The sequence below is a fragment of the Calidifontimicrobium sp. SYSU G02091 genome (genome assembly GCF_022631395.1).
Lineage (GTDB): Bacteria > Pseudomonadota > Gammaproteobacteria > Burkholderiales > Burkholderiaceae_C > Calidifontimicrobium > Calidifontimicrobium sediminis.
In genome coordinates this window covers 43,231-64,433 of sequence record NZ_JALBGB010000022.1, presented here as the reverse complement: position 1 = coordinate 64,433, position 21,203 = coordinate 43,231, and the positions used below count along the sequence as shown (strand labels likewise).

Genomic DNA, 21,203 nt, shown 5'->3' with positions numbered 1-21,203 from the left:
GCGGTCGGGCGCCGCGGCGGGCCCGCTTCCGGTTCGCGGGACGGGCCGGCGTCGCGTCAGACCGCCAGCAGCTCGACCTCGAACATCAGCGTCGCGTTCGGCGGGATCACGCCGCCGGCGCCGCGCGCGCCGTAGCCGAGCTGCGGCGGGATCACGAGCACGCGCGTGCCGCCGACCTGCATGCCCTGCACGCCTTCGTCCCAGCCGCCGATCACGTGGCCGGCGCCGAGCGGGAAGCTGAACGGCTGGCCGCGGTCCTTGCTGCTGTCGAACTTGCGCCCCTTGGCGCCGTTCTCGACGAGCCAGCCGGTGTAGTGCACCGTGACGTGGCGGCCGGCGGTCGCGGTGGCGCCGCTGCCGGCGACGGTGTCTTCGTACTGCAGGCCGGAGGGGGTCGTGATCATCGTGCGGCTTTCGTCGTGCTCGGGTCGCGGATGATGCCAGCTGCCCAGGGCGCGTGCCTGCGAGGCAACGCGCGCCCCTTGCCGCGCGGCCGCCGCGGATCGGGCTTCGCCGGTCCGCTGGCGGCGCCCCCTCGAGGGGGAGGCGCCGAAGGCGCTGCGGGGGTGGGGGCTACGCCAGCGGTTGACGCACGAGGTTCATGATCTGCCCGGCGTCGAGCGTGCGCGCGCGCTGCTCGATCTGCGGCAGGTACTGCTGCTGCAGCTGCTGCGCCGGGCCGAGCAGGCCGGCGAACGTGTCCTTGAGCACGGCGGTGCTCATCTGCCGCCCGCCGCCGTAGTAGCGCTTGGCGAGCTGGCCGAGCGCGTAGGTCGTCGCGAAACTGAACGCGACGCCGGTGGCCGCGCGCCCGACGCCGCGGCCGACGCCGCCGGCGACCTTGCCGAGCAGCCCGCCGATCAGCTTGCGGCCGAACTGCTCGAGGTACTGCGACGTGAGCCCGACGCCGGCGGTGGCGAGGAATTCCTTGATGTGCCCCTGGTCGAGCGTGACGCCGTAGCGCTGGCCGATGCCGTAGACCAGCTTCATCTGCAGCGGGATGATGGCCATCGTCGCCCAGTTCTGCGGCAGCAGCTCGAGCGCGCCGCACAGGATCGCGTGGTTGAGGATCGACTGGTCGAGCGCGGCCGACTCGGCGTCGCTCAGCAGCACGGTGGCCGGCGCCGGGCGCGCGGGTGCCGACGCTGCGGCGGCGGCCGTCGCGGCCGTGGCGCCGCGGGTGGTGCCGATCGCGGCCACCGTGCCGCCTTCCGGGTGGTCGATCGCCTCGGCGAGCGCGTCGGCCTGCGCCTCGACGGCCGCGGTGCCGCCGTCGGCCAGCCCGAGCGTGCGCTTCAGTTCGGCGAGGAACGCCGCCTCGGCGGCGCTCTTGCTGCCGTCGGCGTCGACGACGCACACGGCGACTTCGTAGGCGAGCTGGCGGTGCTCGGGCGCGCGCAGCTCGCCGGCGGCCTGCGCCAGCGTCAGCCGCTTGAGCAGCACGTCGTGCACCAGCGTGCCGACGTGCAGGCCGGCCGCGCTCGCGCCGAGCGAGTCGGCCAGGCGGCGGATCTCTTCGCGCTCGGCGTCGGCCTTGGCGCCGTCGGCGAACGCAGCCAGCAGCGCGATGCCCAGCAGCGCGCGTTGTTCACGGGGGTCCATCGGGGAAGTTCCTTTCGGTCGTCGGGGCGCCGCACGGCGGCACGGCAAAGCCTGGTTCAGACCGCGGCGCGCACCCAGCGTTCCGTCCACGCCGCCACCGCGGCGGCGAGCCAGTCGGCCACCGTCGTCGCCGACGGCGCCGGATCGCCGAGGCCGAGCACCGAGGCCGCCGCGCGCAGCGCGTCCAGCGGCCGCGTCACGTCGAGTGGCTGCGCGCCGGTCTGCTTGCTGAGCTTGTCGCCGTGCGCGTCGCGCACCAGCGGCGCGTGCAGGTAGCGCGGCGTCGGCAGGCCGAACAGCCGCTGCAGGTGGATCTGGCGCGGCGTGTTGTCGGCCAGGTCCTCGCCGCGCACGACGTCGGTGATGCCCTGCGCGGCGTCGTCGACGACGACGGCGAGCTGGTAGGCCCACGGGCCGTCGGCGCGCTTGAGCACGAAGTCGCCGACCTCGTGCGTGACGTCCTGCACCTGGTCGCCGAGCCGCCGGTCGCGCCAGCGGATCACGACGGGCGCATCGTCGCGGCCGACGATCACGCGCCAGGCGCGCGCCGGCTTGCCCTTCAGGCCGCCGCGCTCCGGGCGGCAGGTGCCGGGGTAGACGCGCTCGCCGTGGCGCGGCGGCTTGCGGCCGGCGGCGGCGAGTGCGTCGTCGATCTCGCGGCGGCTGCAGCCGCAGGGGTAGGCCAGCCCGGCATCGGCGAGGCGCTGCAGCGCGGCGGCGTAGGCGTCGCCGTGGTTCGACTGCCACGTGGGCGGGGCGTCGGCGGCGAGGCCGAGCGCGTCGAGCTGGCGCAGGATCTCGCGGTCGGCGCCGGGCACACAGCGCGGCGTGTCGGTGTCTTCGAGTCGCACGAGCCAGCGGCCGCGGTGCGCGCGCGCGTCGAGCCAGCTCGCCAGTGCGGCCACCAGCGAGCCGGCGTGCAGCGCGCCGGTGGGCGAGGGCGCGAAGCGGCCGACGTAGGACACGCGCGCGGCGGTGTTCAATCGACCGGCTGCGGCAGCCCGCCGTGGCGTTCGAGCAGCGCCTTGCGCGTCGCGGGGCTGTCGAGCTGCTGCAGCCACCACTGCAGCGCCAGGCCGAGCGGCGCGCGCGCGCGCTGGGCGCTGCTGCCGGTGCGCCATGCATACGCGAATGCGCCCTTCGCCCTCGGGCGCTGCACCGGCTTCACGACGAGGTGACCGGCGCGGATGTGCTGGCGCGCCAGCGGTTCGGGCACGAAGCCGCAGCCCAGGCCGCGCAGCTGCGCCTCGATCTTGGCCTGCACGGTGGCCACCGTGAACACCTCCTGACCGGGCAGCAGGTTGACCGTCAGCGCCGACAGGCGCTGCGCGCTGTCGGCCACCGCGACCGCGCGGTGGTGCACGAGCTCGGCGTCGGGGATCGGCCCCTCGTATGCCGCCAGCGGGTGGTGCGGTGCGACGGCGAAGACGAAGTCGATCTCGCCCAGCGGCCGGATCTCGATGCCCGGCGACGGCGGCGTCTCGGCCTTGACACCGATCGCCAGATCGGCCTGGCCCGAGGTCAGCGCCTCCCAGGTGCCGTTGAGCACCTCGGTGCGCAGCCGCAGCCGCGTGCCGGGGCCTTCGGGGGTCGCATCGGGCGTCTGGCCGCGCGGGGGCTTCGGGCGCAGCGCGAAGAAGGCCTCGGCGAGTTCGAACAGCGTCAGCCGCGAGATCACGCCGTCGGCGGCCACCGTCAGCTGCGTCTCCCAGCCGGTGGCCACGCGGCGCACGCGGTTGGCCACCGCGTCGAGCTGCGCGAGCAGCCGCCGCCCCTCGGCGACGAGTTCCTCGCCGGCCGCGGTCAGCCGCGCCTGCCCCGAGCGGCGGTCGAACAGCAGCACGTCGAGCGCGTCTTCGAGCTGGCGCACGCTGTACGTCAGCGCCGAAGGCACCTTGCCGAGCTCGCGCGCCGCCGCGGCGAAGCTGCCGGTGCGCGCGATCGCGTCGACCATTGCGAGGGCGTCGGGCGTCAGCGCGCTGCGGCTCGTCGGCATGACTTCATCATATTTGAACGCCTGCTTCAACGCGCTACCGCCGCACGACGGTGCGCCGGGCCCAACATGGCGACCATCGCAAGGAGGGAGGCCCTGCCGATGATCACGATCCGCAAGTCCGAGTCCCGCGGCTACGCCGACCACGGCTGGCTGCGCTCGTACCACAGCTTCTCGTTCGCCGACTACCACGACCCGGCGTTCATGGGCTTCGGCAACCTGCGCGTGATCAACGAAGACCGCATCGCGCCGGGCACCGGCTTCGGCACGCACGGCCACCGCGACATGGAGATCGTCAGTTACGTGCTCGACGGCGCGCTCGCGCACAAGGACAGCATGGGCCACGGCGCCGCGATCACGCCCGGCGAGGTGCAGCGCATGAGCGCCGGCACCGGCGTGCTGCACAGCGAGTTCAACCACGCGACCGACCGCGAGACGCACTTCCTGCAGATCTGGATCCTGCCCAGCGACCGCGGCATTGCGCCCGGCTACGAGCAGAAGCGCTTCTGCGACGCCGACAAGCGCGGCCGGCTCAGGCTCGTCGCGTCGCCCGACGGCCGCGACGGCGCGTTGACGATCCACGCCGACGCGGCGATCCACGCCGGCCTGTTCGATGGCGACGAGGCGGCGACGCTGCCGGTGGCGCCCGGCCGTCTGGCCTACGTGCACGTCGCGCGCGGCGAGGTCGAGGTCAACGGCCGGGCGCTTGCAGCCGGCGATGCCGCGATGCTGCGCGACGAGGCGCGCGTCGAGATCGCGCGCGGCCGCGGCGCCGAGGTGCTCGTGTTCGACCTCGCACGCTGAAATCACCGGTTTCGCCCACGGCAGCGCCTGGCGCGCGGCCACGGCCCGCTCTTTGCCCTTTCCGTTCGTCCCACTTCCAGGAGTCCCACGATGAATCTCCAGACCTCCGCGGCCGTGATCGGTCGCCTGCTGCTCGGCGGCCTGTTCCTGCTCGCCGGCCTCGACAAGTTCGGCGGCCTCGAGGGCCTGGCCGGCTACATCGCCAGCCGCGGGCTGCCGCTGCCCGGTGTGCTCGCACCGGCGGTCGCGGTGTTTGAAGTGATCGCCGGGCTGGCGCTGATCGCCGGCTGGCAGGCGCGCTGGAGCGCGCTCGCGCTGGCGGCGTTCACGCTGCTGGCCACCGTGCTGTTCCACAACTACTGGGCGATGCCCGCCGAGCAGCAGATGGTGCAGCAGCTGATGTTCATGAAGAACCTGGCGATCGTCGGCGGTCTGCTGATGGTCGCGGCGCTGGGCGCGGGTCCGGCCAGCGTCGACGCGCGCCGCGCGCCGCAGCGCCTGGCCGCGGCCTGAACGGTCGCCGTCTTTCCCTCCACGTTCACGCAGTCAAGGAGTCGAGTCCATGAGCAAGATCGTCATCGTCTACCACAGCGGCTACGGCCACACGAAGAAGGTCGCCGAGGCGGTGGCCGAGGCCAGCGCAGGCGCGCTGCTGGCCATCGACGCCGAGGGCAACCTGCCCGAAGGCGGCTGGGAGCAGCTGGCCGAGGCCGACACCATCGTGTTCGGCTCGCCGACCTACATGGGCGGGCCGAGCTGGCAGTTCAAGAAGTTCGCCGACGCGTCGAGCAAGCTGTGGATCGGACAGCAGTGGAAGAACAAGATCGCCGCCGGCTTCACGAACTCGGCGACGATGAACGGCGACAAGCTGTCGACGCTGCACTACATGTTCACGCTGAGCCAGCAGCACGGCATGCTGTGGGTCGGCACCGGGCTGATGCCGAGCAACAGCAAGGCCGCCACGCGCAACGACGTCAACTACGTCGGCTCGTCGTCGGGGCTGATGACGACGACGCCGTCGGACGCATCGACCGACGAGATGGTCGCCGGCGACCTGGCCACCGCGCGCGCCTTCGGCCAGCGCGTAGCCGAAGTCACGGCGCGCGTCGCGCCGGCACTGCGCTGAGTCGCCTTCGTCGGCCGCTGGCGAGGCGGCCGACATGGCGTATCGTCGGCTCCCGTACTCGTGTCTCAGGAGCCGACGATGCCAACCTCTTCGCCTGGCGCTACGCCGCTCGTTCGCGAGGCGCTCACGGGGCTCGTTCAGCACCCGTTGCGCGCTTTCCTGCTGGGCAGTGCCGCGGCTGGCGTCGTCAGTGCGTTGGTCTACTGGGCCTATGCCGCTTGGGCGCTGGGCCGCCTCGCGCCGCCGCCCGACGAGGCGGTGGCCGCCTCGGTCGCCTTGGTGCTCGGCACCGCGGTTTCGTTCGCCGGTGCGCTGGTGGCCATCGTCATCGCCAGCGTCGCGCTGCGGCTGCAGCAGGCACAGGACCGGCGCGAAGACCTTCAGGCGAGCATCGAACTGCTGCGCCTGCTGTCGGAGGAGACCTCGCGCTTTCTGACACCGTATGCGCGTGCGCTGCAGTCGGCGCGCAAGGTGCTGGCCGTCGTCGAGATCCACCGCGATTCTTTCTGGGCGCCTCTGGACCGCCAGCGTCTGCTCGACCCCGCCTACGCCGCCGACCCCGCGGTGAAGGCGCAGATCGACTTCGTCGTGCCCCATTTGGCGTCGATCGCTGCAGCGCTGCGGGCGATGAGCGAGCAGCTGTCGCTGCTGCACACCGACTCGCACGCCAATCCCTTTGCCAGCGCGGTGTTCCAGCGCACGCTGGGGCATCGCACGTGGTGCACCGATCCTGGAGGCGCGCCATCGGGCGAGGTGGGTCTCGACGCGCTGCCGACCGTGTGTGGCTGGCTGGAGCTCAAGGCCCGGCAGCTCGACGGTCTGGCCGCCGCCCCGACCGGCGACCTGCTCGCCGCTCTCGTCTCGGCGCGCATGCTGGCCAACTCGGCACGCACCCAGCATGGCGAGCCGTTCGACGATGCGGCGGTGCGTGGCGTGCTGCTGCTCGGTTTCCTCGCCGATGCCGTAGCGGTGCAGGACTTTGACTTGCGCACGGGCAGCGAGCTGCGCTCGCCGCTGGCCGAGCTGCTGCACGCTCTCGCATCGGCTTACGACACGCAGCGCGTGCGGCAAGCGCTGTGTGCCGTGCTCGCCGACCATCCGCTGCTGGCGGCCAGTGCCGAGCGTTTCGTCGCTCTCGTCCCGAGCCCGGTCGATGCGCAGATGCAGGCCTGCCTGACGCGCTACGGTGCGCTGCGGCCGCGCGTGCGCCTGACCGCCAGCGGCTTCGCGTGAGCGCGCGGTCACCGTTGCGGCACGGGGTCGGTGGATGCATCGCCGCGGCCAGGGTGCGGCCCGGCACGTCGCCTCACGACGGCGCAGGGGCCGCCAGGAAACTGCGCACGACCTCGACGGTGCGCCGCGGGTCTTCTTCATGCGGCACGTGCCCGAGGTCGTCGAACACGACGAGGGTGCTGCCGGGAATCTGCTGCTCGAACCGGCGCCCCACCGACGGCGGGATCAGGCGGTCACGCCCGCCCCACAGGATCAGCGTCGGTGCGCGGATCGTCGCGATCCGCTCGGCGCCTTCGCCCGGCTGCCACTGCGCCAGCCGCTGCGCGAGCGCGCGGCGGTTGCCTTCGCGCACCGTCAGCTCGAAGTAGCGGTCGACGAGCTCGGGCGTCACGCGCTGCGGGTCGCCGTAGACGCTGGCGACGCTGGCGGCGACCATCGCGCGCGGCAGCACGTGCTCCATCACGCGGTTGAGCAGCGGCGTGCGCGCGACGATCCAGCCCACCGGGAGGGTCTGCCGCTCGAATGCCGGGCCGGCCGCGTCGACGAGGATCAGCCGCTCGACGCGCTCGGGCGCCATCAGCGCGACGCGCCACGCGACCTCGCCGCCGAGCGAGTTGCCGCCGATCGCGAAGCGCGCGACGCCCAGGCGGTCGAGCAGCGCGAGCGTGAAGCGCGCGTAGGTCTCGCCGCGGTAGTCGGCGCTCGCACTCGGCCCCGTCAGGCCGAAGCCGGGCAGGTCGAACGTGATCACGCGGCGCTGGCCGCGCAGCGCGGCGACCCAGCCTTCCCACGTGTGCAGGCTCGACGAGGTGCCGTGCACGAGCACCAGCGGCAGCGGGTCGCTGCGCGGCCCCTCGTCGCGCAGGTGCACGAGCTGGCCGTCGAGGTCGACGAAGTCCGACGGCGGCGGCGCCCAGCGCGCGACCAGCGTCTCGACCGGCCGCTCGGGCGCGCGCGACAGCATCACCGCGAGCGCGGTGAGCACGAGCAGCGCCCCGACGAGCTTGACGGCGAGCGTCTTCACCGCGTGAAGTATCCCCGCGCCCGGCGCGCTCGCCGTCGCGCGGTTTCGCTACCATCGCGCGCCGTTCGTTCGGCAAGGAGGGTGTGCGATGGCGATGGATGTGGTCGACTACGAGATCCGCGGCGAGGAGATGCAGCTCGTCGAGGTCGAGCTCGACCCCGGCGAGGCGGCGGTCGGTGAGGCCGGCAGCCTGATGTTCATGGACGCCGGCATCGCGATGGACACCGTGTTCGGCGACGGCCGCCAGCAGCAGGGCGGGCTGCTGGGCAAGCTGCTCGGCGCGGGCAAGCGGCTGGTCACCGGCGAGTCGCTGTTCACGACCGTCTACACGAACCAGGCGCGCGTCAAGCAGCGTGTCGCGTTCGCCGCGCCGTACCCGGGCAAGATCATCCCGATGTCGCTGGGCGCGCTCGGCGGCACGCTGATCTGCCAGAAGGACGCGTTCCTGTGCGCGGCGCGCGGCGTCAGCCTGGGCGTGTACTTCCAGCAGCGGCTGTCGGCGGGGTTCTTCGGCGGCGAGGGCTTCATCATGCAGAAGCTCGAGGGCGACGGTCTGGCCTTCGTGCACGCCGGCGGCACCATCGTCGAGCGCGAGCTGCAGCCCGGCGAGACGCTGTTCGTCGACACCGGCTGCGTCGTCGCGTTCACGCCGAACGTGAGCTTCGAGGTGCAATTCGTCGGCAAGATCAAGACGGCGCTGTTCGGCGGCGAGGGCCTGTTCTTCGCGAAGCTCACCGGCCCCGGCCACCTGTGGCTGCAGAGCCTGCCGTTCTCGCGCCTGGCCTCGCGCGTGTTCGCCGCCGCGCCGCAGATGGGCGGGCGGCGCGAGGAGGGCTCGATCCTGCCGGGCTTTGCCGCCGGCGGGCTGCTCGGCGGCGTGCTCGGCGGCGACGACGAGTAGCGGCGCCTCAGGCGAGGCCGAGCCGCTCGAGCGTCAGGCCATGGGCCCGCTGGTGCGGGTCGGCCCACGCATCGAGCACGTCGAGGTGGTGACGGCCCGGCACCTCTTCGCACACCGGCACCGCGCGCTCGCCCCAGCGCCGGCGGATCAGCCGGTTCTGGCGGCGGAACTCCTCGCTCTCGTCGCCACCGACGAGCGCGACGAGTTCGCCCGCGGCGGGCGCCGGAAGCCGCGCCGGGCTGAGGCGTCGCACGTCGGCGGCGCTGAGCTGCAGGTCCGCGGCGATGAACGGCGCATGGCGCAGCGGCTCGAGGTCGAACAGGCCCGAGATCGCGACGGCGCGCGTCACGAGGTCGGCTGGCAGGTCCGGGGCAACGTCGCGCCAGCGGGTGAGCATCAGCATCGCGGCGAGGTGCCCGCCCGCCGAATGGCCAGCGACGACGAGCCGGCGCGGGTCGCCACCGAAGTGCGGCGCCTCGCGCCACACCCACGCCAGCGCCCGCACCATCTGCAGCGTGATGTGCGCGACTGTGACGGCCGGCGCAAGCGCGTAGTTCGGCACGACGACCATCGCGCCGGCGTCGACGTAGGCCGGCGCGACGAACGACTGGTCGGCCTTGTCGAGCGCGCGCCAGTAGCCGCCGTGGATGAACACCAGCACCGGCGCGCCGGCGCGCTTCGGCTCGAACACGTCGAGCGTCTCGCCGGCGCCGTCGCCGTAGCGCTCGTCGAGCGCGCAGCGCAGCGACTGCCGTGCGGCCAGTGAGTCGCGCTGCCAGCGCGCGAAGATCTGCGGGTGCTCGGGGATGCGCGCGCGGTTGTTGTACTGCGCGTCGAGCCAGGCGGGGTCGGGGCGGGACGGGGGCATCGCGGATCTCCCGGGGCGGCGCGAGGCGTCGACGCGCCAAGGGCTGGACGGTACGGCCTGATCCGCGCGATTGTGGGCGAAGCAAGGATCCGCGCCACGCCGTCGCGCCCGCAGCGCGGGGCGGGGTCAGCCGCGCAGGGCCGCCGTGCGCGTCACCGACCGACGCCGCGGGTGTGCCGCACGAAATCGCTGACGGCCGCGATCAGCGCGCCGGGCTGGTCGCGGTGCGGCGAGTGGCCGCAGTCGGGCAGCTCGAGCAGCTCGGCGTGCGGCACGCGCCGCCGGATGCCGCGGATCTGCTCGAGCGTGCCGTACTCGTCGTCGACGCCCTGCACCGCGAGCAGCGGGCAGGTGATCGACGCGATCTCGGCCTTGATCGACCAGTCGCGAAACGGCGGGTGCAGCCAGATGTCGTTCCAGCGCCAGAACGCGCGGTCGGGGTCGTCGTGGTACTTCGCCAGCCGCTCGCGCAGGTCGGTGTCGAGGTACGCCCGGCGCGCCTTTGCGATGCTCGCCACCGACAGGTCCTCGACCATGATGTGCGGCGCGAGCACGATGCAGCCGGTCACGCGCTCGGGATAACGCGCCGCGTACAGCAGTGCGATCGAGCCGCCGTCGCTGTGCCCGAACAGCCACAGCGGCTGCACGTCGGGGTCGATGCGCAGCGCGGTCAGCAGCGCCGGCAGCACCTCGTGCGCCTGGCGGTGCATGAAGTCCAGGCCCCAGGCCTGCTCGGGGCCGAGCAGCTTCGAGCCGCCGTAGCCGGGGCGCGAGTAGACGAGGCCGCGGCAGCCGAGCGCGTCGACGAGGCGCTGCGGGAAGTCCTTCCACATCGCGACCGAACCGAGCCCCTCGTGCAGGAACACGACGAGCGGCGTGCCGGCGCGCTCGCGCGCGAGCCAGCGGTGCTCGACGCTGACGCGCAGGCCGCACCAGTCGATGTCGACGAACTCGAGGCCGCTCACGGTTGGGGGCTCACGGCGCGGCGCGTTCGCGCTCGCGCAGCTTGAAGCGCTGGATCTTGCCGGTGGCGGTCTTCGGCAATTCGTCGATGAACTCGATCTGCCGCGGGTACTTGTACGGCGCGAGCTTGTCCTTGACGAAGGCCTTCAGCTCGTCGGCGGTGGCGGTGCCGCCCGGCTTGAGCACGACGAAGGCCTTGGTCTTCGTCAGCCCTTCGGCGTCGGGCACGCCGATGACGGCGGCTTCGAGCACCGCCGGGTGCTGCACCAGCGTGGCCTCGACCTCGAACGGGCTGACGTAGATGCCGCTGACCTTGAGCATGTCGTCGCTGCGCCCGGCGTAGGTGTAGGTGCCGTCGGCGTTGCGCACGTACTTGTCGCCGCTCTTGGTCCAGCCGCCCTGGAAGGTCTCGCGCGTCTTCGCGCGGTTGCCCCAGTACATCAGCGCGGCCGACGGGCCGTGGATGTAGAGGTCGCCCGGTTCACCGTCGGGCACGGGGCGGCCGTCCTCGCCGCGCAGCTCGATCTCGTAGCCCGGCACCGGCCAGCCGGTCGTGCCGTAGCGCACCTGGCCCGGGCGGTTCGACATGAAGATGTGCAGCATCTCGGTCGAGCCGATGCCGTCGACGATGTCGACGCCGAAGTGGTGGCGGAAGCGCTCGCCGAGCTCGGCCGGCAGTGCCTCGCCGGCCGACGACGCCAGCCGCAGCGCGACGTCGCCGCGCGCGGGCAGCGCCGGCGACGCGAGCATGCCCGCATAGCCGGTCGGCGCGCCGTAGAACACGGTGGGCTTGAGCCCGGCGACGCCGCCCGTCCAGCGCTTGAAGACGGCGTCGGGCGTCGGGCGCTCGGCCATCAGCAGCGTCGTCGCGCCGACCGCCAGCGGGAACGTCAGTGCGTTGCCCAGCCCGTAGGCGAAGAACAGCTTCGCGGCCGAGAAGCACACGTCGTCCTCGCGCAGACCGAGCACGCCCTTGCCGTACAGCTCGGCGGTCCAGTACGGGTTCGCGTGCGAATGCACGGTGCCCTTGGGGCGGCCCGTCGAGCCCGACGAATAGAGCCAGAACGCGGGGTCGTCGGCGCCGGTGGCGGCGGGTTTGGGCAGCGGCGCGTGGTCGGCGACGAACGCGTCGAAGTCGACCTGGCCGGGTAGCAGCGGCGAGGACTCGGCGGGCGCCGCCTTCAGCGGCGCAAGGGGTCGCGAGACGATCACCTTGCCCACCTCGTGGTCGCTCTTGACGAGCGCGCCTTCGAGCACCGGCAGCAGCGCCCCGGAGACCAGCACCGCCTGCGCGCGCGAGTGCTCGAGCATGTAGGCGTAATCGTCGGCGGTTAACAGCGTGTTGACGGCCACCGGCACGACGCCGGCGTACAGCGCGCCGAGGAAGGCCACCGGCCAGTCGGTGACGTCGTGCATCAGCAGCAGCACGCGCTCCTCGCGCCGGATGCCCAGCGCGCGCAGCCCGGCGGCCAGGCGCTTCACACGCTCGTCGAGCGCGCCGTAGGTCAGCGTACCCAGGTCATCGACGAACGCGGCCTTGGCCGCGCGCGGCGCGTTCAGCGCGAGCAGGTGCTGCGCAAAGTTGAACGCCTCGGGGGGCGGCGTCACGCCGGCGGGCGGGTGGAGCGGCATCGGGCTCATCGGGGTGTCTCCTCTCCTCGTGGTCGTGGGGTGCGCCGGTCAGTCGCGCGTGAACTCGATGCGCCCCTGCGGCAGCAGGTACAGCACGAGCGCGCGACCGCCGGCCACGGTCGGGCGGTGGGCGCTGCCGGGCGGGCACACGAGCCAGCCGGCGGGGCGCCCGTCGAACGTCGCGTCGCCGTCGATCGGCATGATGAGGTCGATCTCGCCGTTCGGGTGCACGTGGTGCGGCCCGGCGATGTCGGCCATGTCGACGACGTCGACCGAGAAGCCGTGCAGGTCGTCGGCGGGCTTGAAGATGCGGCCGTAGCGGATGCCGCCACCTTCGCGGTCGCACAGCCAGCCGGCGGCCACGCCGGCCTCGCAGGCGGCCTTCAGCTCGCGGTAGGTCGGGCTTTCGGCGCCGTGCTCGCGGTTGAGCCAGGCGTCGAGGTCGGCATCGAGCGCGCGGCCGGCCAGTTGGGCCGTCAGCGTGGCGATGCGGGCGCGGAACTCGGTCGGTGTCATCGTCGGGCCTGCGGTGGATCGGCATCCTTGCGATGCGTGCGCGGATGCAGTATGGTGCATATCTGAACTCTAGGACGCGAGGCGACGCGTGTCAAGCACTATATTGCATTCTGTCGGCGACGCTGCCGCCGAAACGCCTGTGGCGGCCGGCGACGCCGCGTCGCCGGCCGACGAGAAGAACCCGTTCCTGGTCGCGCTCGGCGAGCGCGTGCGCGCGCTGCGTGCGCGCCGCGGCATGACGCGCAAGCAGGTGGCGCTGGCCGCCGACGTCTCGGAGCGGCATCTGGCGAACCTCGAGTACGGCGTCGGCAACGCGTCGATCCTGATCCTGCTGCAGGTCGCGCAGGCGCTGCAGTGCTCGCTGGCCGAACTGATCGGCGACGTGACGACGTCGTCGCCCGAGTGGCTGCTGATCCGCGAACTGCTCGAGGGCCGCGACGAGGCGACGCTGCACCGCGTGCGGGTGGCCATCGGCGAGATGCTCGGCACCGGCGGCGCGGCGGTGCACAGCCCGCGTGTGGCGCTCATCGGGTTGCGCGGGGCGGGCAAGTCCACGCTCGGGCAGCGCCTGGCCGACGACCTGGGTTTCCCGTTCGTCGAACTCAGCCGCGAGATCGAAAAGTTCGCCGGCTGCAGCGTCGCCGAGATCCAGGCGCTGTACGGGCAGAACGCGTACCGCCGCTACGAGCGCCGGGCGCTCGAGGAGGCGATCCAGATCTACCCGGAGGCCGTGATCGCGACGCCGGGCGGCATCGTCTCGGACGCGGCGACGTTCAACCTGCTGCTCGCGCACTGCACGACCGTGTGGCTGCAAGCCAGCCCCGAGGACCACATGCGGCGCGTCGTCGCGCAGGGCGATCTGCGCCCGATGGCCGCGAGCCGCGAGGCGATGGACGACCTCAAGGGCATCCTCGCCGGGCGCGCCGCGTTCTACTCGAAGGCGCAGTTCCACGTCGACACGAGCGCGCAGCCGCTCGACGCGACGTTCGAGGTCCTTCGGCGCACGGTGCGCGGGGCGCTCGGTCTGCCCGTCTGAGTGAATCGGTCGGGAATGCACTAAATTGCTTTACACCGTTGCGGCACGCACTATGATGCCTATCGCCTGATCCCGATCCCGACCTGCACTTCGTTTCACCCGAGGAGCCGCCCGTGAGCACCATCCCCCGCGTCGATTACCAGACCGATCCCTCGCAGTACAAGCACTGGAAGCTCAAGTTCGAGGGGCCGGTGGCGACGCTGGTCGCCGACTTCGACGAGAACGGCGGCCTGCGCCCGGGCTACAAGCTCAAGCTCAACAGCTACGACCTCGGCGTCGACATCGAGCTGCACGACGCGCTCAACCGCATCCGCTTCGAGCACCCCGAGGTGCGCACGGTCGTCGTCACGAGCGCGAAGGACAAGGTGTTCTGCTCGGGCGCCAACATCTTCATGCTCGGCCTGTCGAGCCACGCGTGGAAGGTGAACTTCTGCAAGTTCACCAACGAGACGCGCAACGGCATCGAAGACTCGTCGAAGCACTCGGGCCTGAAGTTCCTCGCCGCGGTCAACGGCGCGTGCGCCGGCGGCGGCTACGAGCTCGCGCTCGCGTGCGACGAGATCATCCTCGTCGACGACCGCTCGAGCGCCGTGAGCCTGCCCGAGGTGCCGCTGCTGGGCGTGCTGCCCGGCACCGGGGGGCTCACGCGCGTGACCGACAAGCGCAAGGTCCGCCACGACCTGGCCGACATCTTCTGCACGACGACCGAAGGCGTGCGCGGCCAGAAGGCCAAGGACTGGCGTCTCGTGGACGACATTGCCAAGCCCGCGCAGTTCGCGGCCAAGGTGCAGGAGCGCGCGCTCGAGCTCGCCAAGGGCAGCGACCGGCCGGCGAGCGCCAAGGGCGTCGCGCTCGTGCCGCTCGCGCGCACGATCGAGGCCGACGCGCTGCGCTACCCGCACGTGACGGTCGAGATCGACCGCACCCGGCGCACCGCGACCTGGACCGTCAAGGGCCCGACCGGCGCGCAGCCCGCCGACATCGCCGGGATCGAGGCGGCCGGTGCCGCGTGGTACCCGCTCGCGCTCGCGCGCGAGCTCGACGACGCGATCCTCGAGATGCGCACCAACGAGCCCGAGATCGGCACCTGGCTGATCAAGACCGACGGCGACGTCGCGGCCGTGCAGGCGATGGACGCCGTGCTGCTCAAGCACCGCGACCACTGGTTCGTGCGCGAGACGATCGGGCTGCTGCGCCGCACGTTCAGCCGCCTGGACGTCTCGAGCCGCAGCCTGTTCGCGCTGATCGAGCCCGGCTCGTGCTTCGCGGGCACCCTGCTCGAGCTCGCGCTGGCGTGCGACCGCAGCTACATGCTGGCACTGCCCGACGACGCGGCGCGCGCGCCGAAGATCGCGGCGGGCGAGGCGAACTTCGGCCTGTACCCGATGGCCACCGGCCAGCACCGGCTCGGCCGCCGCTTCTACGACGAGGCGCCGGCGCTCGACGCCGTGCGCGCGAAGCTCGGCGAGCCGCTCGACGCCGACGCCGCGTTCGCGCTCGGGCTGGTGACGAGTGCGCCCGACGACATCGACTGGGCCGACGAGACGCGCATCGCGATCGAGGAGCGCGTCTCGATGAGCCCCGACGCGCTGACCGGCATGGAGGCCAATCTGCGCTTCAACGGCTCCGAGACGATGCTCACGCGCATCTTCGGGCGCCTGTCGGCGTGGCAGAACTGGATCTTCCAGCGCCCGAACGCCGTCGGCGACAAGGGCGCGCTGAAGGTCTACGGCAAGGGCGACAAGGCCCAGTTCGACTGGAACCGCGTCTGACCTGAATCCTCGTTGTGCGGCGCGGGCCGGGTGGCGCGCCGCAACCGCACCCGCTCCACCGCAGTTGCACCTTCACGGAGACCCCGATGTCCGCCATCAACTACAGCGAGAAGATCCCCAACAACGTCAACCTGAGCGAAGACCGCACCCTCCAGCGCGCGCTCGAGCACTGGCAGCCCAACTACCTGAGCTGGTGGCAGGACATGGGCCCCGAGGGCTCGCAGAACTTCGACGTCTACCTGCGCACCGCCGTCAGCGTCGACCCGCAGGGCTGGGCGCAGTTCGGCTACGTCAAGATGCCCGAGTACCGCTGGGGCATCTTCCTGAACCCGGCCGAGCCCGGGCGCAAGATCCACTTCGGCGACCACAAGGGCGAGGACGCGTGGCAGGAAGTGCCCGGCGAGCACCGCGCGAACCTGCGCCGCATCATCGTCACGCAGGGCGACACCGAGCCCGCCAGCGTTGAGCAGCAGCGCCACCTGGGCCTGACCTGCCCGAGCCAGTACGACCTGCGCAACCTCTTCCAGGTCAACGTCGAGGAGGGTCGCCACCTGTGGGCGATGGTCTACCTGCTGCACAAGTACTTCGGCCGCGACGGCCGCGAGGAGGCCGAGGCGCTGCTCGAGCGCCGCTCGGGCGATGCCGACAACCCGCGCATCCTCGGCGCCTTCAACGAGAAGACGCCCGACTGGCTGTCGTTCTTCATGTTCACCTACTTCACCGACCGCGACGGCAAGTTCCAGCTGTGCGCGCTCGCGGAGAGCGGCTTCGACCCGCTCGCGCGCACGACGAAGTTCATGCTGACCGAAGAGGCGCACCACATGTTCGTCGGTGAGAGCGGCGTCTCGCGCGTGATCCAGCGCACCTGCCAGGTCATGAACGAGCTCAAGACCGACGACCCGGCCAAGCTGCGCGCCGCCGGCGTGATCGACCTGCCGACGATCCAGCGCTACCTGAACTTCCACTTCAGCGTCACGATCGACCTGTTCGGCGCCGACCAGTCGAGCAACGCCGCCACGTTCTACTCGTCGGGGCTGAAGGGCCGCTTCGAGGAGGGCAAGCGCAACGACGACCACCTGCTCAAGGGCCAGACCTACAAGGTGCTCGAGGTCAGCAACGGCATGCTCGTCGAGAAGGAGGTGCCGATGCTCAACGCGCTCAACGAGGTGCTGCGCGACGACTACATCAAGGACAGCGTCGGCGGCGTCGAGCGCTGGAACAAGGTCATCGAGAAGGCGGGCATCCCGTTCCGGCTGACGGTGCCGCACAAGGCGTTCCACCGCAACATCGGCTCGCTGGCCGGCGTCAAGGTCAGCCCCGACGGTCGCCACATCAGCGACCACGAGTGGAACCAGCACGTCGAGGAGTGGCTGCCCACCGACGAGGACCGCGCCTTCGTCGCGAGCCTGATGGGCCGCGTCGTCGAGCCGGGCAAGTTCGCGAACTGGATCGCGCCGCCGGCACTCGGCATCAACCGCCAGCCGGTGAACTTCGAGTACGTCCGCTTTAACTGAACCACCCCCGCAGCGGCTTCGCCGCTCCCCCTCAAGGGGGCCACGCCAGCGGGCCGGCAAAGCCGGACCCGCGGCGTGCGCTTGAAAGCTCGCGACGCCCGCTTCTGCGGGCGTCTGCTCAGTGAGACACTGCGCGCTGCAGGAGACATCGCATGGACATGGCCGACACCGGCGTCATCAAGCAGCACTTGATCGACCCCGAGATCTGCATCCGCTGCAACACCTGCGAGGCGACGTGCCCGGTCGGCGCGATCACGCACGACGCACGCAACTACGTCGTCGACGCCGACAAGTGCAACTTCTGCATGGCGTGCATCCCGCCGTGCCCGACCGGCAGCATCGACAACTGGCGCACGATGCCGCGCGCGCGCGCCTACAGTGTCGCCGAGCAGTTCACGTGGGACGTGCTGCCGCCCGAGCTCAGCGCCGACGAGCTCGCCGAAGCCGGTGTGGCGGCCGACGCGACGCCGGCGCTCGAGCCGGCGCCGGTGAGCCTGCCCGCGGCCGCGAGCGGCGAGGAGGCGTTCCACAGCGCGCAGTACAACGCCACCGTGCCGCCGTGGTCGGCGGCGCACCCGTACACGAACCTCTACGGCCCGAAGGCCGCCGAGAAGTCCGTCACCGCGACGGTGGTCGGCAACGTGCGCGTCACCGAAGTGGGCACCGAGTACGACACGCACCACATCGTGCTCGACTTCGGCGCGATGCCGTTCCCGGTGCTCGAGGGCCAGTCGATCGGCATCGTGCCGCCCGGCGTCGACGCCAACGGCCGCCCGCACCACGCGCGCCAGTACAGCGTCGCGAGCCCGCGCAACGGCGAGCGCCCGGGCTACAACAACGTGTCGCTGACGATCAAGCGCGTGCTCGAGGACCACCAGGGCCGCCCGGTGCGCGGCGTGGCGAGCAACTACATGTGCGACCTGCAGGTCGGCGACAAGGTGCAGGTCATCGGCCCGTTCGGCACCACGTTCCTGATGCCGAACCACCCGAAGAGCCACATCGTGATGATCTGCACCGGCACCGGCAGCGCGCCGATGCGCGCGATGACGGAGTGGCGCCGCCGGCTGCGCAAGAGCGGAAAGTTCGAGGGCGGCAAGCTGATGCTGTTCTTCGGCGCGCGCACGAAGGAGGAGCTGCCGTACTTCGGCCCGCTGCAGAACCTGCCGAAGGACTTCATCGACATCCACTTCGCGTTCTCACGCACGCCTGGACAGCCCAAGCGCTACGTGCAGGACGCGATGCGCGACGCCGCCGCCGACCTCGCACCGCTGCTCGCCGACCCCAACGCGTACTTCTACGTCTGCGGGCTCAAGGCGATGGAGGAGGGCGTCGTGCTCGCGCTGCGCGACATCGCGCGCAACGCGGGGCTGGACTGGGACGCGGTCGGTGCGGCGATGAAGCAGCACGGGCGGCTGCATCTGGAAACTTACTGATGAATCCCCGGGAGACCTGCTGATGGGCATCGACCTTCGTGGCGCGCCGCTGCTGGTGGTGGGCGCCGGCATCATGGGCGCCGGCATCGCCCAGGTGGCCGCGCAGTGCGGCCACCCGGTGCGCCTGTTCGACGTGCGCGACGGCGCCGCTGCCGACGCCAGGCGCAAGCTCGCGGCCACACTCGACGGGCTGGTCGCCAAGGGCAAGCTCGCCGCCGACGCGGCGCAGGCCGCGCTCGCGCGCATCGAGCCGGTCGCGTCGCTCGACGCGGCGGCCGACGCGAAGCTCGTCGTCGAGGCGATCGTCGAGGACCTCGAGGCCAAGCGCGCGCTGTTCCGCCAGCTCGAGGCCCTCGTCGCGCCCGACGCGGTGCTCGCGACGAACACGTCGTCGATCTCGGTGACCGCGATCGCGGGCGGCCTCGCGCACCCGGGCCGCGTCGTCGGCATGCACTTCTTCAACCCGGTGCCGCTGATGAAGCTCGTCGAGGTCGTCAGCGGCCTGCAGACCGACGCCGCGGTGGCCGACGCAGTCTTCGAGCTGGCGAAGCTGTGGGGCAAGGTGCCGGTGCACGCGACGTCGACGCCGGGCTTCATCGTCAACCGCATCGCGCGACCGTACTACGCCGAGACCCTCGCGCTGCTGCACGAGCGCGCGGCCACGCCGCAGGTGCTCGACGCGTGCCTGCGCGCGGCGGGCTTTCGCATGGGCCCGTGCGAGCTGATGGACCTGATCGGCCACGACACCAACTTCGCCGTCACGCGCTCGGTCTACGAGGCCAACTTCTACGACAAGCGCTACGTGCCGTCGCTGGTGCAGGCCGAAATGGTCGCGGGCGGCCTGCTCGGGCGCAAGAGCGGGCGGGGCTTCTACGTGTACCCCGACGGTGCGCCGGCGCTGCCGGTGGCGGCGCACGAGGCGCCCGCCGACTCGTTCAAGGACACGCGCGAAGTCGTCGTCCACGGCGACGGGCCGATCGCCGATACGCTCGAAGCCGCCGCGACGAAGGCGCTCGCCGCGCAGGGCTGGGGGCCGGCGCGCGAGCGCGACAGCGGCTGGATCGGGTTGGCCGTCGACGGTGCACGGCTGATGCTGACCGACGGCCGCACCGCGGCCGAGGTGGCCGCCGCCACCGGCATCGCCGACGTCGCGCTGTTCGACCGCCCGCTCGTGCTGCCCGCGCCTGCCGGCGCCGCGCTCGCGTACAGCGTTGCCGACCGCGCGAGCGCCGGCTGGCGCGCACAGGCGGCGGCCTGGCTCGCGGCGCTGGGCTTTTCGCCGCTGCCGGTCGCCGACACGCCGGGGCTCGTCGTCGCGCGCACGGTCGCGATGCTGATCAACGAGGCCGCCGACGCCGTGCTGCAGGGCGTGTGCACGCCCGACGGCGCCGACGCGGCGATGAAGCTCGGCGTCAACTATCCTGCCGGTCCGTTCGAGTGGCTCGCCCGCTGGGACGTGCGCGGCGTCGTCGCGCTGATCGACGCGCTCGATGCGACCTACCGCGGCGAGCGCTATCGTGTGAGCCCCTGGCTGCGCCGGCGGGCACTTGGCTGAACCCGAGACGAAACCTCCATGACCGAAGCCTTCATCTGCGACGCGCTGCGCACCCCGATCGGCCGCTACGGCGGCGCCTTGAGCAGCGTGCGCACCGACGACCTCGCCGCGATCCCGCTCAAGGCACTGATTGCCCGCCACCCGAAGCTCGACTGGGGGGCGGTCGACGACGTGATCTACGGCTGTGCGAACCAGGCCGGCGAGGACAACCGCAACGTCGCGCGCATGGCCGCGCTGCTCGCCGGCCTGCCGCAGGAGGTGCCGGGCGCGACGATCAACCGCCTGTGCGGCTCGGGGATGGACGCGGTGGGCACCGCCGCGCGCGCGATCAGGAGCGGCGAGGCGAGCCTCGTGATCGCCGGCGGCGTCGAGAGCATGAGCCGCGCGCCGTTCGTGATGCCGAAGGCCGAGACCGCGTTCAGCCGCGCCAACGCCGTCTACGACACGACGATCGGCTGGCGCTTCGTCAACCCGCTGATGAAGCAGATGTACGGCGTCGACTCGATGCCCGAGACGGCCGAGAACGTCGCGCAGGAGTTCGGCATCGAGCGCGAGGCACAGGACCGCATGGCGCTGCGCTCGCAGCTCAACGCCGTGAAGGCGCAGCAGGCGGGCTTCTTCGACGCCGAGATCACGCCGGTGACGATTCCCGCGAAGAAGGGCGAGCCGGTCGTCGTGACCAAGGACGAGCACCCGCGCGACACGAGTCTCGAGGCGCTCGCGAAGCTCAAGGGCGTCGTGCGCCCCGACGGCACCGTCACGGCCGGCAACGCCAGCGGCGTCAACGACGGCTCGTGCGCGCTGATCCTGGCCAGCGAGGCCGCCGCCGCGCGCCACGGCCTCGTGCCGCGCGCGCGCGTCGTCGCGATGGCCACCGCCGGGGTGCCGCCGCGCATCATGGGTATCGGGCCGGCGCCGGCGTCGCGCAAGGTGCTCGAGAAGGCGGGGCTCGCGCTCGCGCAGATCGACGTCATCGAGCTCAACGAGGCGTTCGCGGCGCAGGGGCTGGCGGTGCTGCGCCAGCTCGGGCTGGCCGACGACGACCCGCGCGTCAACCCCAACGGCGGCGCGATCGCGCTCGGCCACCCGCTGGGCGCGAGCGGTGCGCGGCTCGTGACGACGGCCGTCAACCAGCTGCACCGCATCGGCGGGCGCTACGCGCTGTGCACGATGTGCATCGGCGTCGGGCAGGGCATCGCGCTCGTCGTCGAGCGCGTGTAGCCCGGCAGCC

Annotated in this window: 20 protein-coding genes; 11 read left to right on the top strand and 9 right to left on the bottom strand. The window is 72.0% G+C overall.

The window, feature by feature from the left end; genetic code table 11:
- Positions 1-56: 56 nt before the first annotated feature.
- The 4 genes from MOJ79_RS13555 to MOJ79_RS13540 form a co-directional block, all read right to left on the bottom strand.
- Positions 57-404: an FKBP-type peptidyl-prolyl cis-trans isomerase gene (locus tag MOJ79_RS13555; RefSeq protein WP_241924637.1), complete on the bottom strand. Its 348-nt coding sequence runs from the start codon at positions 402-404 to the stop codon at positions 57-59.
- 169 nt (positions 405-573) lie between these two features.
- Positions 574-1,602 carry a DUF533 domain-containing protein gene (locus MOJ79_RS13550; protein WP_241924636.1) on the bottom strand — a complete coding sequence of 343 codons (1,029 nt, stop codon included), beginning with the start codon at positions 1,600-1,602 and terminating at the stop codon, positions 574-576.
- A gap of 56 nt (positions 1,603-1,658) precedes the next feature.
- On the bottom strand, positions 1,659-2,585 hold the full coding sequence (gluQRS, locus tag MOJ79_RS13545; RefSeq protein WP_241924635.1) for a tRNA glutamyl-Q(34) synthetase GluQRS: 927 nt from the start codon (positions 2,583-2,585) through the stop codon (positions 1,659-1,661).
- Positions 2,582-3,598, bottom strand: coding sequence for a LysR family transcriptional regulator (locus MOJ79_RS13540; RefSeq protein ID WP_241924634.1), 1,017 nt, complete (start codon positions 3,596-3,598; stop codon positions 2,582-2,584). Before MOJ79_RS13540 ends, gluQRS begins: the two co-directional genes overlap by 4 nt.
- 99 nt (positions 3,599-3,697) lie before the next feature.
- Here MOJ79_RS13540 and MOJ79_RS13535 point away from each other — a divergent pair, with 99 nt between their 5' ends.
- From MOJ79_RS13535 to MOJ79_RS13520, 4 genes are all read left to right on the top strand, one after another.
- Entirely contained in the window at positions 3,698-4,399 is a 702-nt protein-coding gene (locus tag MOJ79_RS13535) for a pirin family protein (RefSeq protein ID WP_241924633.1), read from the top strand.
- A 90-nt stretch (positions 4,400-4,489) separates the two neighbouring features.
- Positions 4,490-4,912: a DoxX family protein gene (locus MOJ79_RS13530; protein WP_241924632.1), complete on the top strand. Its 423-nt coding sequence runs from the start codon at positions 4,490-4,492 to the stop codon at positions 4,910-4,912.
- Between the two features lie 49 nt (positions 4,913-4,961).
- Positions 4,962-5,525 (top strand): flavodoxin family protein, encoded by a 564-nt coding sequence (locus tag MOJ79_RS13525; RefSeq protein ID WP_241924631.1) that lies wholly within the window; start codon positions 4,962-4,964, stop codon positions 5,523-5,525.
- A gap of 147 nt (positions 5,526-5,672) precedes the next feature.
- Entirely contained in the window at positions 5,673-6,758 is a 1,086-nt protein-coding gene (locus MOJ79_RS13520; RefSeq protein ID WP_241924630.1) for a hypothetical protein, read from the top strand.
- A gap of 73 nt (positions 6,759-6,831) precedes the next feature.
- On the opposite strand, the gene MOJ79_RS13515 is transcribed toward MOJ79_RS13520, so the two are convergent.
- Complete coding sequence (locus MOJ79_RS13515) at positions 6,832-7,782, bottom strand: alpha/beta fold hydrolase (RefSeq protein ID WP_241924629.1); 951 nt, start codon at positions 7,780-7,782, stop codon at positions 6,832-6,834.
- An 88-nt stretch (positions 7,783-7,870) separates the two neighbouring features.
- Here MOJ79_RS13515 and MOJ79_RS13510 point away from each other — a divergent pair, with 88 nt between their 5' ends.
- Positions 7,871-8,683: a TIGR00266 family protein gene (locus tag MOJ79_RS13510; RefSeq protein ID WP_241924628.1), complete on the top strand. Its 813-nt coding sequence runs from the start codon at positions 7,871-7,873 to the stop codon at positions 8,681-8,683.
- A gap of 7 nt (positions 8,684-8,690) precedes the next feature.
- Here MOJ79_RS13510 and MOJ79_RS13505 read toward each other — a convergent pair whose 3' ends face one another.
- From MOJ79_RS13505 to MOJ79_RS13490, 4 genes are all read right to left on the bottom strand, one after another.
- Positions 8,691-9,551 (bottom strand): alpha/beta hydrolase, encoded by an 861-nt coding sequence (locus tag MOJ79_RS13505; RefSeq protein ID WP_241924627.1) that lies wholly within the window; start codon positions 9,549-9,551, stop codon positions 8,691-8,693.
- A gap of 152 nt (positions 9,552-9,703) precedes the next feature.
- Positions 9,704-10,516, bottom strand: coding sequence for an alpha/beta fold hydrolase (locus MOJ79_RS13500; RefSeq protein WP_241924626.1), 813 nt, complete (start codon positions 10,514-10,516; stop codon positions 9,704-9,706).
- Between the two features lie 10 nt (positions 10,517-10,526).
- A complete protein-coding gene (locus MOJ79_RS13495) occupies positions 10,527-12,146 on the bottom strand; it encodes a benzoate-CoA ligase family protein (RefSeq protein WP_241924643.1) in 1,620 nt (539 codons plus the stop codon).
- Positions 12,147-12,194: 48 nt separating this feature from the next.
- On the bottom strand, positions 12,195-12,662 hold the full coding sequence (locus MOJ79_RS13490) for a DUF4863 family protein (RefSeq protein ID WP_241924625.1): 468 nt from the start codon (positions 12,660-12,662) through the stop codon (positions 12,195-12,197).
- An 88-nt stretch (positions 12,663-12,750) separates the two neighbouring features.
- Here MOJ79_RS13490 and MOJ79_RS13485 point away from each other — a divergent pair, with 88 nt between their 5' ends.
- From MOJ79_RS13485 to pcaF, 6 genes are all read left to right on the top strand, one after another.
- Positions 12,751-13,698, top strand: a complete 948-nt coding sequence (locus MOJ79_RS13485) for a helix-turn-helix transcriptional regulator (RefSeq protein ID WP_442863124.1) — start codon at positions 12,751-12,753, stop codon at positions 13,696-13,698.
- Between the two features lie 113 nt (positions 13,699-13,811).
- The gene (boxC, locus tag MOJ79_RS13480) at positions 13,812-15,470 is read left to right on the top strand and encodes a 2,3-epoxybenzoyl-CoA dihydrolase (RefSeq protein ID WP_241924623.1); all 1,659 of its coding nucleotides are present in this window, start codon (positions 13,812-13,814) and stop codon (positions 15,468-15,470) included.
- Positions 15,471-15,556: 86 nt separating this feature from the next.
- Positions 15,557-16,984 (top strand): benzoyl-CoA 2,3-epoxidase subunit BoxB, encoded by a 1,428-nt coding sequence (gene boxB, locus MOJ79_RS13475; protein ID WP_119292874.1) that lies wholly within the window; start codon positions 15,557-15,559, stop codon positions 16,982-16,984.
- 152 nt (positions 16,985-17,136) lie between these two features.
- Entirely contained in the window at positions 17,137-18,417 is a 1,281-nt protein-coding gene (gene boxA, locus MOJ79_RS13470; RefSeq protein WP_241924622.1) for a benzoyl-CoA 2,3-epoxidase subunit BoxA, read from the top strand.
- Between the two features lie 22 nt (positions 18,418-18,439).
- On the top strand, positions 18,440-19,972 hold the full coding sequence (locus MOJ79_RS13465; RefSeq protein WP_241924621.1) for a 3-hydroxyacyl-CoA dehydrogenase: 1,533 nt from the start codon (positions 18,440-18,442) through the stop codon (positions 19,970-19,972).
- 18 nt (positions 19,973-19,990) lie between these two features.
- Positions 19,991-21,193 (top strand): 3-oxoadipyl-CoA thiolase, encoded by a 1,203-nt coding sequence (pcaF, locus tag MOJ79_RS13460; protein WP_241924620.1) that lies wholly within the window; start codon positions 19,991-19,993, stop codon positions 21,191-21,193.
- Positions 21,194-21,203 lie beyond the last annotated feature (10 nt).

Coding starts and splice junctions, on each gene's coding strand:
- MOJ79_RS13555 (WP_241924637.1), bottom strand. CDS start 404: ATGATCACGACCCCCTCCGGCCTGCAGTACGAAGACACCGTCGCCGGC.
- MOJ79_RS13550 (WP_241924636.1), bottom strand. CDS start 1,602: ATGGACCCCCGTGAACAACGCGCGCTGCTGGGCATCGCGCTGCTGGCT.
- MOJ79_RS13540 (WP_241924634.1), bottom strand. CDS start 3,598: ATGCCGACGAGCCGCAGCGCGCTGACGCCCGACGCCCTCGCAATGGTC.
- MOJ79_RS13535 (WP_241924633.1), top strand. CDS start 3,698: ATGATCACGATCCGCAAGTCCGAGTCCCGCGGCTACGCCGACCACGGC.
- MOJ79_RS13530 (WP_241924632.1), top strand. CDS start 4,490: ATGAATCTCCAGACCTCCGCGGCCGTGATCGGTCGCCTGCTGCTCGGC.
- MOJ79_RS13525 (WP_241924631.1), top strand. CDS start 4,962: ATGAGCAAGATCGTCATCGTCTACCACAGCGGCTACGGCCACACGAAG.
- MOJ79_RS13510 (WP_241924628.1), top strand. CDS start 7,871: ATGGCGATGGATGTGGTCGACTACGAGATCCGCGGCGAGGAGATGCAG.
- MOJ79_RS13505 (WP_241924627.1), bottom strand. CDS start 9,551: ATGCCCCCGTCCCGCCCCGACCCCGCCTGGCTCGACGCGCAGTACAAC.
- MOJ79_RS13495 (WP_241924643.1), bottom strand. CDS start 12,146: ATGCCGCTCCACCCGCCCGCCGGCGTGACGCCGCCCCCCGAGGCGTTC.
- MOJ79_RS13490 (WP_241924625.1), bottom strand. CDS start 12,662: ATGACACCGACCGAGTTCCGCGCCCGCATCGCCACGCTGACGGCCCAA.
- boxB (WP_119292874.1), top strand. CDS start 15,557: ATGTCCGCCATCAACTACAGCGAGAAGATCCCCAACAACGTCAACCTG.
- boxA (WP_241924622.1), top strand. CDS start 17,137: ATGGACATGGCCGACACCGGCGTCATCAAGCAGCACTTGATCGACCCC.
- MOJ79_RS13465 (WP_241924621.1), top strand. CDS start 18,440: ATGGGCATCGACCTTCGTGGCGCGCCGCTGCTGGTGGTGGGCGCCGGC.
- pcaF (WP_241924620.1), top strand. CDS start 19,991: ATGACCGAAGCCTTCATCTGCGACGCGCTGCGCACCCCGATCGGCCGC.